This is a genomic window from Pedobacter terrae (assembly GCF_036946585.1).
Classification (GTDB): Bacteria; Bacteroidota; Bacteroidia; order Sphingobacteriales; family Sphingobacteriaceae; genus Pedobacter; species Pedobacter terrae_C.
Window position 1 is genome coordinate 257,191 of record NZ_JAQIIV010000004.1, and the last position, 13,122, is coordinate 270,312.

The 13,122-nt window shown below is 38.1% G+C and carries 9 protein-coding genes; 8 read left to right on the forward strand and 1 reads right to left on the reverse strand.

Features of this window, described 5'->3' with window-relative positions:
• Nucleotides 1–47: 47 nt before the first annotated feature.
• Nucleotides 48–944, forward strand: coding sequence for a methylmalonyl Co-A mutase-associated GTPase MeaB (meaB, locus tag PGN18_RS08330; RefSeq protein WP_335318988.1), 897 nt, complete (start codon nucleotides 48–50; stop codon nucleotides 942–944).
• Nucleotides 945–983: 39 nt separating this feature from the next.
• Here the strand turns inward: meaB and PGN18_RS08335 are convergent, their stop codons facing one another.
• On the reverse strand, nucleotides 984–2,273 hold the full coding sequence (locus PGN18_RS08335) for an aminopeptidase P family protein (RefSeq protein ID WP_335318990.1): 1,290 nt from the start codon (nucleotides 2,271–2,273) through the stop codon (nucleotides 984–986).
• A gap of 168 nt (nucleotides 2,274–2,441) precedes the next feature.
• Here PGN18_RS08335 and PGN18_RS08340 point away from each other — a divergent pair, with 168 nt between their 5' ends.
• The 7 genes from PGN18_RS08340 to PGN18_RS08370 all read left to right on the forward strand — a co-directional run bounded on the left by PGN18_RS08340 (nucleotide 2,442) and on the right by PGN18_RS08370 (nucleotide 13,048).
• The gene (locus PGN18_RS08340; RefSeq protein ID WP_335318991.1) at nucleotides 2,442–3,788 is read left to right on the forward strand and encodes an OmpA family protein; all 1,347 of its coding nucleotides are present in this window, start codon (nucleotides 2,442–2,444) and stop codon (nucleotides 3,786–3,788) included.
• A 97-nt stretch (nucleotides 3,789–3,885) separates the two neighbouring features.
• Nucleotides 3,886–4,023 carry a DUF6728 family protein gene (locus PGN18_RS08345; protein ID WP_335318992.1) on the forward strand — a complete coding sequence of 46 codons (138 nt, stop codon included), beginning with the start codon at nucleotides 3,886–3,888 and terminating at the stop codon, nucleotides 4,021–4,023.
• A 10-nt stretch (nucleotides 4,024–4,033) separates the two neighbouring features.
• Nucleotides 4,034–4,414, forward strand: a complete 381-nt coding sequence (locus PGN18_RS08350) for a RidA family protein (RefSeq protein WP_335318993.1) — start codon at nucleotides 4,034–4,036, stop codon at nucleotides 4,412–4,414.
• Between the two features lie 2 nt (nucleotides 4,415–4,416).
• Nucleotides 4,417–5,319 (forward strand): EamA family transporter, encoded by a 903-nt coding sequence (locus PGN18_RS08355; RefSeq protein ID WP_335318994.1) that lies wholly within the window; start codon nucleotides 4,417–4,419, stop codon nucleotides 5,317–5,319.
• A 6-nt stretch (nucleotides 5,320–5,325) separates the two neighbouring features.
• Nucleotides 5,326–7,431 carry an ATP-dependent DNA helicase RecG gene (gene recG, locus PGN18_RS08360; protein ID WP_335318995.1) on the forward strand — a complete coding sequence of 702 codons (2,106 nt, stop codon included), beginning with the start codon at nucleotides 5,326–5,328 and terminating at the stop codon, nucleotides 7,429–7,431.
• A 438-nt stretch (nucleotides 7,432–7,869) separates the two neighbouring features.
• Nucleotides 7,870–11,142, forward strand: a complete 3,273-nt coding sequence (locus PGN18_RS08365; protein WP_335318996.1) for a SusC/RagA family TonB-linked outer membrane protein — start codon at nucleotides 7,870–7,872, stop codon at nucleotides 11,140–11,142.
• Nucleotides 11,143–11,176: 34 nt separating this feature from the next.
• Nucleotides 11,177–13,048, forward strand: coding sequence for a RagB/SusD family nutrient uptake outer membrane protein (locus tag PGN18_RS08370; RefSeq protein ID WP_335318997.1), 1,872 nt, complete (start codon nucleotides 11,177–11,179; stop codon nucleotides 13,046–13,048).
• Nucleotides 13,049–13,122 lie beyond the last annotated feature (74 nt).

A 13,122-nucleotide genomic window follows, 5' to 3' on the forward strand; every position in this document is an offset into this window, starting at 1 on the left:
GGGGTAGCTAATAATTTTTGTTAATTTGTACAAAGATAGTTTTATTGATGAATATGCATCTATCCATTTTAAGCGAAGTAAAAGCGGGCAATTATAAAGTTTTGGCAAGAACATTAACGCTTGTTGAAAATGATATTGAACCAGCCGATTCGATTTTAAGAAGTTTAGATAGTAGAACTGACGTTACTGTTTTGGGCATTACAGGGCCACCGGGTGCCGGTAAGAGTACGCTGGTAAATGCGGTTACCAATCATTTTGTTGCTGAAGGCAAACGAATTGCTATATTAGCAATAGATCCGACTTCTCCATTTAATTTTGGCTCTTTATTGGGCGATCGTATCCGGATGGCTGGTCAGTTTAATAATCCAAATGTTTTTATCCGTTCATTGGCAACACGAGGTGCTTTAGGTGGTATTTCGGCAAAAACCATTGAAATGGTTGATGTTTTAAAGGCCGCTAATTTCGATCTGATTATTGTTGAAACTGTTGGGGTAGGGCAATCGGAAGTTGAAATTGCTGGATTGGCAGATAAAACAATTGTTGTATTGGTGCCAGAATCCGGAGATGAAGTTCAGCATATCAAATCTGGTTTGATGGAAATTGCAGGTTGTTTTGTAATTAACAAGGCTGATCGGGAAGGAGCAGATATTTTTGCCAATAACCTTAAAAAAATCGTTCATCACGGTATAAAGACTATTCCCATCCTAAAAACTGTTGCAGATAAAAATATAGGTATAGACGAATTGTGTAAATGGATCATCAAACCCGAACTTTTTGACCATAACCGAAAAGCTTTTTTATTTGCAGAGAAGGCATGGAAACTTATACAGCATCAGAAAATGCAGCATATTGATAAAAAAAGGCTGCGTGAAAAAATTCAGGCAGCCTTAAAAAAAGATGATTTTAATATTTACCGTTTTGCGGATAAGTTTGGCAATGGTTAATTGATTAACTGCGATTGCAAACTGATCAATGCAAACTGACTAACTGTTCATAATATCTTCAATCTCCTCTGCTTCCAAGGGTATATCGGCCATTAAGTCTATGTTTCCGTTTGCAGTAATGAGAATATTGTTTTCTAAACGGATGCCTAAGCCTTCTTCTGGTATATAAATGCCGGGCTCAACCGTAAGGACGTTGCCGCTGGTAAATGGAGTATATCTTCCTGCAAAGTCATGTACATCTATACCCAGGTGGTGCGAAGTACCATGCATAAAATATTTCTTATAAGCCGGCCACGCTGGATTTTGATTCTTTACATCTGTGGTTGAAATGAGTCCAAGATTAATTAACTGCGATGTCATGATTTCACCAACCTGTTCATGATAAGTATTCCATATTGTCCCTTCGCCAATTAATTTAATCGATTCTTTCATTACATACAGTACGGCATTATATACATCCTTCTGTCTCTGTGTAAACCTGCCATTAACTGGAATAGCCCTACTCATATCTGCATTATAATTGGCATACTCTGCTCCAAGGTCTAAAAGTATGACATCTCCATCTTTACAAACCTGGTTATTGTCATTGTAATGCAGAATGTTGGCATTATGGCCCGAAGCAATTATCGGTGTATAAGCGTGGCCTGTTCCGCCCTGACGGATAAATTCATGTATAATCTCCGCTTCAATTTCATATTCCTTAACCCCAGGTTTGGTAAATTTTAGTACCCTGATAAAGGCATCACGCGTTATTGACGATGCCTTTTTAATTAGTTCAATCTCTACATCTGATTTAACCGTACGCAAATTTCGCATAATCGGTGCAGCACGTTCATAGTGGTGCAATGGATATTTTGATTTCATTTTCTCGATGAAACGGACGTCGCGATAAGGAACTTCGTGGGCATATCTATCATTTTCATTTGTATTTAAATAAATATGTTCCGCATAGTTAACTATGCTGTGTAAAATGTTGTCAAAATCTTCCAGCCAATATACTGATTGGATGCCTGATGCAGCTTTTGCCTGTTCTTTGGTATATTTATATCCTTCCCAAACTTTGATATAATCGTTTGTCTGTCTTAAAAACAGGACTTCTCTGTACAAAGGATTAGGACAATCAGGATATAACATCAAAATTGTTTGTTCTTGGTCAATTCCAGATAAATAAAATAAATCGGGATTTTGCTTAAAAACGAAGTTTTGATCACCACTTCTGGGAAATTCATCGCTTGAATTGAATATAGCTAGTGAATTGTCTTTTAGGCTCTTACAGAAGTTTTTGCGATTTAAAATAAATAACGACTGATCAATAGTTGGATATTTCATGAAAATGGTATTTTATTTGGGCAATGGTCAAATGTAATAAAATGATTAGTAACTATTGAAGTTTGGAACGGAGTTTGTACAAAAGTTTGAAAATTTAAAATTTTGATTAATTTTGCCATTACTGAAAAATTAATCAATTAAAATTGTTTAACCCTTAAAAAAGAAAAAATGAATTATTCTACTTTAAAGAAAAGTGTTGCGCTTTCTTTAGTGGCATTAACAGGAGTTGCTTCTCTTGCTGTCGCTCAGGATGCTCCTGCAACCTCTTCTGCTGTCAAGGTATTTGGCGGTAGAGGACAGTACAGAACTTGGTCTATCGGTGTACATGGTGGTGTTTTAATGCCAGTTGTTGCTATCGGTGGTACTAATGACTTTAACAGATGGGATGCTAATTTAGGTTACGGTTTAAACATCCGTAAACAGTTGGGTCACTCTTTCGGTTTAGAATTAAACGGAACTCGTGGTAAACTTTCAGGTAGTAACGAAGGTATTACTAATCCTGCAGTTAGAGATTTCGAAACTCAATTACAATATGCTGTAGATTTACGTGGTGTTGTAAACGTAGGTTCTATCGATTTCTTACGTCGTGAAAACGCCGTAGGTTTCTTTGTAACAGCTGGTGCTGGTATGTTGGCTTATGCGCCAAAAATTACTACTGGTAATGGTCAGGTTATCGACTGGAAAGGTAGAGCTGTTGGTCCTGCTGATGACAGACATGATGCTAAAGATTACGTAAAAGGTTTCTATATTCCAGTTGGTGCTGGTGTTAAATTCAAAGTTTCTGAGCGTGTTAACTTTAACTTAGGTTACACCATGAACTTTGTTGATGCTGATAACGTAGATGGAGTTTATGCAAATGGTACATCTAAAGATAAATTCTCATACGGTTATGCTGGTTTAGAGTTCTCTTTAGGTTCTTCTGCTAAGCCAAGTTTAGAGTGGTCTAACCCATTAGCTACTATGTACGATGAGTTAAAAGATCCAACTTTACGTCAAGAAGTTGAAGCATTGAAAAACCGTGTTTCTGCTGTTGAGAAATCTGTTGAAGATTTGAAAAAAGATACTGACGGTGACGGTGTTGCTGATCAATTCGATAAATGCCCAGGAACTCCTGCTGGTACAGCTGTTGATGGTTCAGGTTGTCCACTTCCAAAAGCAACTTCTACTGATACAGTAGCTTCTAATGTAACTGGTTTCGAAAGAATTGGTTTCGATTTCAACTCTTCAGTTTTAAAAACTGAGTCTTACCCTACTTTAGATAAATTATCTTCAGTGTTACGTGAAAACGGTGGTAAAGTAACTGTAAACGGTTATGCTTCAAGCGAAGGTACTGCTGCATATAACTTGAAATTATCTAAAGACAGAGCTAACTCTGTTAAAACTTACTTAGTAAACTCTGGCGTTAACGCTAGTCAAGTTGCTACTAAAGGTCATGGCGAAGCTAACCCAATTGCTTCTAACGATACTGAAGAAGGTCGTATCCAGAACCGTCGTGTTGAAACTGCTAGAAACTAGTATTTCAATATAAAATTTAAGAAAGTCCCGGTGTAAACCGGGACTTTTTTTATGCCTTTTAGTTTTTCGTGTTGAGCTTTTTAGCTAAGTTTGTATCATGTACTTTTTTAGAAAAAAAGATCCTGGTAGGCCAAATAATATCAATCTTAGGATTATGCATTTTATTAATGCATTGGCAATCTTAATTTTTCTTGCTGGTATCATCTATAAGCTTATTCAGTGGCTTGCCAAATAACTCAAAATTTATGAAACAAATTATTAAAACAACCAATGCTCCAGCTCCAATTGGGCCATATAGCCAAGCTGTACAAGCTGGAAACTTTTTATTCGTATCTGGTCAGGTAGCCATAAATCCGGAAAGTGGCGAATTAAATATTGGAAATATTGAAGAAGAGACACATCAGGTAATGCGCAACCTTAAAGCTGTTCTGCTTGAGGCCGGTTTAACTTTTGAGAATGTGGTAAAGTCTACTATTTTTTTAAGTGATATGGGTACTTTCGCTCAAGTAAATGAGGTTTATGGACAATACTTCACTGCTGATTTTCCTGCTCGTGAAACCGTTCAGGTTTCGGTACTGCCTAAAAATGTGAATGTAGAAATCTCTGTAATTGCCATTATAGGCTAGTTTTGGCAGAAAGTAAAAGTAAATATTTTATATCTGGCATTGTTCCTTACATCATCTGGGGAACAATGTCTATACCTTTACGCAACATAAAAGGTTTCCCGCCTCCTGAAATTTTATATTATAGGATATTCGTCTCCATTATTTTAATTTGGACAACCATTTTTTTATTCAGGAGAGAAGCGTTGAAAGGTGATTTGAATTTCTTGAAATCATTAAGCACAAGCAAGAAAATCAAACTCATAATACTCACTCTAGTATCGTCATTTCTGATAACCGGAAATTGGTTCACATACATTTATGCGGTAAATAGTGTGAGCTTAAAGGCAGCGGCCTTTGCCTATATGGTTTGCCCGCTGTTAACTGCACTATGTGGATTTATTATTTTAAGAGAGCAATTAACCAAGGCAAAGGTTATAGCGTTAATTTTTGCATTCATAAGTATCATACTATTGGCAACCGGATCCTTACGCGAAGTAATATGGGCCATTATCATTGCATCCTTTTATGCCATGTATGTTATCCTGCTAAAAATAATTAAAGGACTGGATAAATTTAACTTTTTAGGTGTTCAGTTAATCTTATCCGGATTGATGCTGCTACCATTGTATTTTCTCCATGCCGCGCCTTTTCCTACTGAATCTGTTTTTTGGCTGCATATATTTTTGATCGCCATTGTATTTACGATTGTTCCACTTTTTTTAAATGCCTATGCGCTGATGGGAATGCCATCATCTGCCCTGGGTATTTTAATCTACATCAATCCAATTGTTGCTTTTACTGTCGCATTTTTCTATTTTAAAGAGAAAATCGATCTGCATCAACTTTTTGCTTATTTGCTTTTGCTGCTATCGATCGTTATTTTTAATGCACAGTTGTTAAAAAGGGTTGTTTACAAGAAACAGTAGAATATTTTGTTTAATTCGGTATTAGATACACCTGTTGAGTTTTTAAAAGGCGTTGGACCAAGCCGTGCTGATATTTTGAAAAAAGATCTCGGCCTGTTCACCTATCAGGATATGCTTGCACATTATCCTTTCAGGTATATAGACCGTACTAAATATTTTAAAATCAATCAGATTAATCCCGATTCGCAATATATCCAGATCATTGGCCGGGTAATGAGCAAAAAGGTAATTGGCGATAAAAGAGCAAAACGTATTGTAGCTGTTTTTAAAGATGAAACCGGAATAATGGAACTGGTTTGGTTTCAGAGCTTAAAATGGGTTGACGAAAATATTACGGTTGGTGCCGCGTATGTAGCCTTTGGGAAACCAAATTTTTTTAACGGAACATTCAGTATTTCCCATCCGGAGATGGAGCTATACCAACGCAAACCGGTAGGAAGAGGTAATTTGACCTTACAACCTGTTTATAATTCAACAGAAAAGCTTAAGAAGTTTAATCTCGATTCAAAAGGACTGCAACGTTTAATTGCTGGTTTGCTCGATCAGGTTATTCCTCAGGTACCGGAGAATTTACCGCAATACATTATAGATAAATACCAGCTGCCAGATAAAAAATTGGCACTGCTCAATATTCATTTTCCCAAAAATCAAAAAGATTTAAATGCTGCGGAAAGGCGGCTAAAGTTTGAGGAGTTGTTCTTCATCCAGTTACAGCTCTTACATAATAAGCATTTGCGCCAGTTAAAATTTAAAGGCGCAACCTTTGATAAAGTCGGTGAAAAAATAAACCGCTTTTACAACGAATTTTTGCCCTTTGAGTTAACTAACGCTCAAAAACGGGTGGTTAAAGAAATCAGGATTGATACACAGCGGGGTGTTCAGATGAACCGGCTTGTTCAGGGCGACGTAGGCAGTGGTAAAACGGCGGTTGCGTTGATGAGCATGCTATTGGCAAATGATAATGGCTACCAGGCTTGTATGATGGCACCTACTGAAATTTTGGCCCGTCAGCACTATGCCTCTATTACCGAGCTCGTAACCGATAACCTGGTGCGTGTTGCCATCCTTACCGGAAATACTAAAAAGAAGGAGCGTACCATTTTGCATGAGCAGTTAGAGAATGGAGAGATCGATATTCTGATTGGAACACACGCATTGATTGAAGATAAGGTTCAGTTTAAAAACCTGGGGCTGGTAGTGATTGATGAACAGCACCGTTTTGGTGTTGAACAACGTGCCAAACTTTGGCGGAAAAATATTATTCCTCCGCATATTCTGGTCATGACGGCTACACCGATTCCGCGTACGCTGGCCATGACCCTGTATGGTGATCTTGATGTTTCGATTATCGATGAATTACCGGCGGGCAGAAAACCCATCGAAACAAAGCATCTTTTTGAAAGCCAACGGCTTAGGATGTTTGGTTTCATGAAACAGGAAATAGCCAAAGGCAGACAGGTTTATATTGTTTACCCTTTAATAAAGGAAAGCGAAAAATTGGATCTTTTAAATCTAGAGGCTGGAATTGAGCAGTTGAGTTACCAATTTCCCCGCCCAACTTATCAGATCAGTATTGTGCATGGGCAAATGCCAAATGCAGATAAGCAGTTTGAGATGCAGCAGTTTATTGATGGTAAAAGTCAGATTATGGTAGCTACAACCGTAATTGAAGTGGGTGTAAATGTGCCTAATGCCTCAGTTATGGTTATTGAAAATGCCGAGCGTTTTGGTTTGTCTCAGCTTCACCAGTTGCGTGGTAGGGTAGGACGTGGGGCAGAGCAATCTTTCTGTATCTTAATGAGTGGTAACAAACTTAGTAAGGAGGGTAAGATCCGTTTAGAAACAATGGTACGCACTAATAATGGGTTTGAAATTTCGGAAATTGATCTGCAGCTTCGCGGTCCTGGTGATATTACCGGAACGCAGCAGAGTGGTGTACTGGATTTGAAACTTGCGGACCTCGCTAAAGATCAGATAATTTTATCTGAAGCGCGCAACACGGTTATTGAACTTTTTTCTGGAGATCCTCAGTTAGAAAAACCTGAGCATGCAGCTTTAAAAGCACATTTGCAAAAGTTAGAAAGAGGAATTTCGTTTGATAAAATAAGTTAGTCAATAATTTCAATAACTTTTTTCATTTACAATAATATTTAGAACTGTATTATTTGTTTTACATATCATAATCTGTGTAATATTTTTTTTTACAAAACATACCAATATAATTGCCATTTCAGGTTCATTTTTAACTTACTAATATTCCTATCTTGCGTATAACCAATATTAACTGTTTAGATGACGGGTATTAGTCATAATATACTTTGTTCAGGAGTATTACTAATTGTTAGTTTATGTATCAGATAAGGGGATTCATACTGGTTAACCTTGATTTATTGACTCAGTGAATGTTAAGCCTACAATGTCTTTGCAAAATTAATGTAGCTGAACGACTCAATTAATCAAAGGAACAATAATGCAATATTGAATATTTATGATCATACATGAATATTAAGACGTATTACATCAATATCTAACCAAAATAAATTGAAAACTATGAAAAAAAATCTATTGAGGACTTTTGCCAAAAGTAGCCTATTTCTTGTTTGCGGTGGTTGTCTCGTTTTTTCGCCACTTGCCGGCATGTCTGCCAAGGCATCATTGCATGAAAAGGAACCTTTTGATTTTTACAAAATCCCCTTTGACGATATTATTGTTAAAGGGAAAGTTACAGATGCGAAAGGCCCTGTGCCGGGTGTAAGTGTAAAGTTAAAAGGAGGTACAGCAGCAACGGTAACGGATGGATCTGGAAATTTTAGCATCAAAGTACCTGAAGATGCCACATTGGTATTTACCTATATCGGTTACACGGATCAGGAAGTTCAGGTAAAAAAACAAACTAATATTAATGTAAAGCTATTAGAGAATAATCAAAATCTTTCGGAAGTAGTTGTAGTAGGGTATGGTACACAAAAGAAAGCTGTTGTATCTGGTGCCGTTGCTTCAGTTAAAGGTACCGAGCTTGCTAAATCTTCATCAGTAAATTTAAGTAACTCTTTAGCAGGACGATTGCCAGGTGTAACAGCTTTGCAGGGGAGTGGAGAGCCGGGCTATGATGGGTCGACCATCAGAATTCGTGGTACAAACTCACTTGGGAACAATAACGCATTGATCGTAATTGATGGGATACCTAACCGGGCGGGTGGTATCGAACGCTTAAATCCGAACGATATTGAAAGTGTATCGGTGTTGAAGGATGCATCTGCTGCTATCTATGGCTCGCAAGCGGCCAACGGAGTAATTTTAATTACCACCAAGCTGGGTAAATCTGGCAAGCCTCAGTTTTCTTATGATTTCAGTTATGGCTTGCAACAGCCTACCAGGATACCAAAAATGACTAATTCGGTTCAGTATGCCGAAATTTTGAATGAACTGAATATTTTTGGTTCTGATATTAACCCAAATGAATGGGCGGCCGCATGGAACAGTTTCAAATCTACAGGTTCCTATACATCTACAGGAGGGAAAACAATTAATGCCGCTTATAAAGCTGATGAGATCAGGAAATTTGCAGATGGATCAGATCCTTTAAGATACCCTAATACCGATTGGTTTAAAACCACTTTTCAAAACTGGTCGCCTCAGCAAAGGCACAATGTTCAGATCAATGGCGGTAGTGAAAATGTAAAGTACCTCGTTTCTTTGGGTTATCTTGATCAGGATGGATACTATAAGAATTCTGCCACGGGATATAAACAATATGATATGCGTTTTAATCTCGAGGCAAAGCTAAGTAAATACATTACCACAACTTTAGGGGTAACAGCCAGAGAGGAAAACCGTAATTTCCCAACGGTAGGTGCAGGTGATATTTTTAGGTTTTTAATGCGGGGAAGACCGACCGAAATTGCAATATGGCCAAATGGTAAACCTGGAAGAGATATCGAATATGGTTACAATCCAGTGGTATCTACAACAGATTTGACCGGTTATAATAAAGATATCAGAGATTATTTTCAAACCACAGGTAAGGTAGAAATTAAAATCCCAGGTGTTGAGGGATTAAAGGTAACAGGAACTGCTGCAGTCGATAAATATTCTGGCCGACAGAAAAACTGGCAATTGCCCTGGACACTTTACGATTGGGACAAGAAAACTTTTGAATCGGATGGTGTAACGCCGGTATTATCTGGTACAGTAAGGTCGCAATATACTGATCCGAGACTTAGGGAAACTGCTGGTGGACAATTAGCCATTAACTTAACGGGAATGATCAATTACGATAAAAAAATCGGTGATCACAATATTGGTTTAATGGCTGGTGTAACCCGCGAAAAGGTAACAAATGATGGATTTACAGCTTTTAGGAGATATTTTATTTCAACATCTGTTCAGGAGCTACTTGCAGGTGATGAGCGTGAACAATCGTTAGGAAATAACCCTGGCGATCCGAATAACTTGTTTAACAGAGCACGTTTAAGTTATTTTGGAAGGGCTGGATATAATTACAAAGAAAAATACCTTGCGGAATTTTTGTGGAGGGTAGATGGCTCTTATATTTTCCCAACCAACAGGCGCTTTGGCTTTTTTCCCGGTGTATCTGTGGGATGGCGTTTATCTGAAGAGTCTTTTTTCAAAGAAAATGTTAAGTTCATAAACAATTTAAAATTAAGAGCATCATACGGACAGATGGGTGCTGAGGCATATTTCGGAGATGCACTTCAGGAATATCAATACTTAAGCTTAATGAACTTTGGAACTTACACTTTTAATGATTTGGTTACAAAAACGCTAACAGAGGGTAAAGTACCTAACTTCAACTTTGGATGGGAAGTGGCCAATAATACCAACGTAGGTTTGGACGCATCATTTCTCAATAATAAATTATCGCTTGAGTTGGATTATTTCTATAACAAACGCACTAATATTTTAATTAGCAGAGGTAGTTCTGTACCTGAAAGCTCAGGCATTACCGATCGTTTACCTCCTGTAAATTTAGGAAAGGTAAACAATAAAGGTTTCGAGTTCAAATTGAGCTATAATGATCGGATTGGTGATTTAGATTTTGGTGTGAGCGTAAACGGCGGTTACGCCAAAAACAAAATCATTTTTTGGGATGAAACACCTGGTGCCCCAGATTGGCAGCTTTCAACAGGTAGGGTAACCAACTCGTGGTTAGTTTACGATTATGATGGAGTTTTTAAAGATCAGGCTGAAATTAATGCCAATAAAATTAATTATAGTGCATTAACCAGCAATCTCCGCCCGGGCGATATGAAATTTAAAGACATTAATGGTGATGGCAAAATCAATGCCGATGATAAAATACGTTTGGATAAGAATGGTACGCCAACCTTTACCGGAGGTTTTAATTTAAATCTACAGTATAAAGGATTCGACTTGTCAGTTCTGATTCAAGGTGCAACTGGCGGGATGCAGATTGTAGGGATTACGGAATCGGGCGATATTGGTAATTTCTTAGAATGGTCATACCAAAACCGTTGGAGCATTGATAATCCAAGTTCGGTAAATCCACGTTTGTCAAACCGCGGAGCTACATATTATACTGATAGCAACAATGCACTGAACAATACCTATTGGTTGAGGAGCAATAATTACATCAGGCTTAAAAATGCGGAGTTAGGCTATACCTTGCCAACTGGCTGGGTTGAAAAAGTTGGCTTAAACAGTGTGAGGGTTTATACAAATGGATTGAATCTGGCTACCCTTGATAAAATCAAAATTTGGGATCCAGAATCAACCAATTCGAGCGGTCAGTATTATCCACAGGCCAGGGTAATCAACTTTGGTATCAAGGCCGCTTTTTAAAATGTAATCCAGTTTAACCGTTACAATCAAGAATATGAAAGCAATAAATAAAAATATAAAGTTCTATATATTAATTCTTACTACCTTTTTGGCAGCCTCCTGTAAGAAAGATTTTCTAGATGTAGATTCCCCTAGCCAGGTGCCGGCAGAGTCAGTATGGAAAGATCCTGCAACTGCGCAGGCCTTTGTTAACGATATCTATAACGGATTGGGCAATGGAGGTTTTTCGGAGCAAATGCTGGCTTCGGTTTCAGATGAAGCCTTGTTTACGCACCCAACCCGTGGTATTGATCTGGTTAATAGTGCTACCATTAATCCATCTACATTAGGCTGGGTTGACGATACCTGGGCTTATAAACAAATGTATAACCGCATCAGGGCCTGTAATATCACCATCGAAAAAATTACCAGTGGTGATAATAGTTTGAGCAGCCAGTCGTTGAAAGATCAGTTATTGGGCGAAGCTTATTTCTTAAGGGCTTATTATTATCAGCAGTTATTGCGTTATTATGGCGCAGTACCACTTATCACAAAGATTTATGTATTGGATGATAACTATAGCGTAAAAAGAAATACGTACGAAGAGTGCGTAAATTTTATTGTTAAAGATTGCGATGAAGCCAATAGGTTGTTAACAGGTAAAACACTTGATAAAGGACGTACCACAGCCCTTGCCGCTTTAGCGTTAAAATCAAGGGTATTGATTTATGCTGCCAGCGATTTGCACGATAGGGCAAAGCTTACGACTAAAGTAACCAATATTGCTGCTCAAAAATTAGATTTTTTAAGTTATGCCAGCGGTAGCCAGGCTGATCGTTATAAGTTGGCACAAACTACGGCTAAAGCCGTTTTGGATTTAGGTATAGGTTATAAATTAAATCTTTCTGCTCCTGCTACAGATGGACAGTTAAATTATAAAAGTATCGCTATGGGGGGCGCAAGTAAGGCATCTGGGATAGACGCAACTGCATCATCAGAACTCATTTTTGCCCGTTATTTCATTATTCAAAATAACATTAAACATGCACAGCAGAATGGCCCGAATGGTTACCATAACTGGGCTGGTAATACGCCTATCGGCTTGTTGGTTGATGATTATGAGATGAAAGATGGCAGTAAGTTTAGCTGGGCAAATGCAGCACAAAAAGCTAATCCTTACCAAAACAGAGATCCTCGTTTTTATGCTACCATTTTATACGATGGTGCTGGTTGGAAACCACGTGATAAAGCTTCTGGTGACGTCGATCCCGCAAGCCAGATCCAAACGGGTATCTATGATCTATTAGACGATAAAGGTGCTAGATTCGATTTTAGAGGCCTGGATACAAGAGCTAGCTCTATTGAAAACTGGAATGGTAGCTGGACCGGTTATTATTACCATAAGTTTATTGATCCGGATCCAACTATTGTAGATGCTTCCATGTCGCAGAATGTGCCATGGCCTTTCTTCAGGTATACAGAAGCGGTATTTAATTATATTGAAGCAAGTATTGAGTTGGGTGAACTTAGTAATGCTACAAACTGGTTAAATAAAATTCGTTTTCGGGCAGGTATGCCTGCTGTAACCGCTACAGATCAAACCGGACTTAGAGAGGTTTACCGCCATGAGCGCCGTATAGAAATGGCTTATGAAGAACAACGTTACCATGATGCACGCCGATGGTTAATTGCCAATGAAACTTTGGGCAGAAAAGTTACTTATATCAAGGTAACCGGTAAGTTTAAGTCTGGCAAAAGTATGACTGCCCCTTACCATTACGATCCAACGGTATATGATTATACTTATACTCCGGTTGAGGAAAATGCGCAAGAAAACAGAAGCTGGGACAATAAACTTTATTTCAGGCCATTTAGCCGAGATGAAGTAAACAAAAATAATTTACTTGAACAAAACCCTGGTTACTAAATGGCCAGAATGTTTAACCCGATGGATAATTATTCATCGGGTTTTTTATGCTTAAAGCATCAGGTTTTTAATCG

What these genes read in the sequence shown, in the direction of transcription:
- meaB (WP_335318988.1), top strand. Translation starts at nt 48, where the DNA reads ATGAATATGCATCTATCCATTTTAAGCGAAGTAAAAGCGGGCAATTAT.
- PGN18_RS08335 (WP_335318990.1), bottom strand. Translation starts at nt 2,273, where the DNA reads ATGAAATATCCAACTATTGATCAGTCGTTATTTATTTTAAATCGCAAA.
- PGN18_RS08340 (WP_335318991.1), top strand. Translation starts at nt 2,442, where the DNA reads ATGAATTATTCTACTTTAAAGAAAAGTGTTGCGCTTTCTTTAGTGGCA.
- PGN18_RS08345 (WP_335318992.1), top strand. Translation starts at nt 3,886, where the DNA reads ATGTACTTTTTTAGAAAAAAAGATCCTGGTAGGCCAAATAATATCAAT.
- PGN18_RS08350 (WP_335318993.1), top strand. Translation starts at nt 4,034, where the DNA reads ATGAAACAAATTATTAAAACAACCAATGCTCCAGCTCCAATTGGGCCA.
- PGN18_RS08365 (WP_335318996.1), top strand. Translation starts at nt 7,870, where the DNA reads ATGAAAAAAAATCTATTGAGGACTTTTGCCAAAAGTAGCCTATTTCTT.
- PGN18_RS08370 (WP_335318997.1), top strand. Translation starts at nt 11,177, where the DNA reads ATGAAAGCAATAAATAAAAATATAAAGTTCTATATATTAATTCTTACT.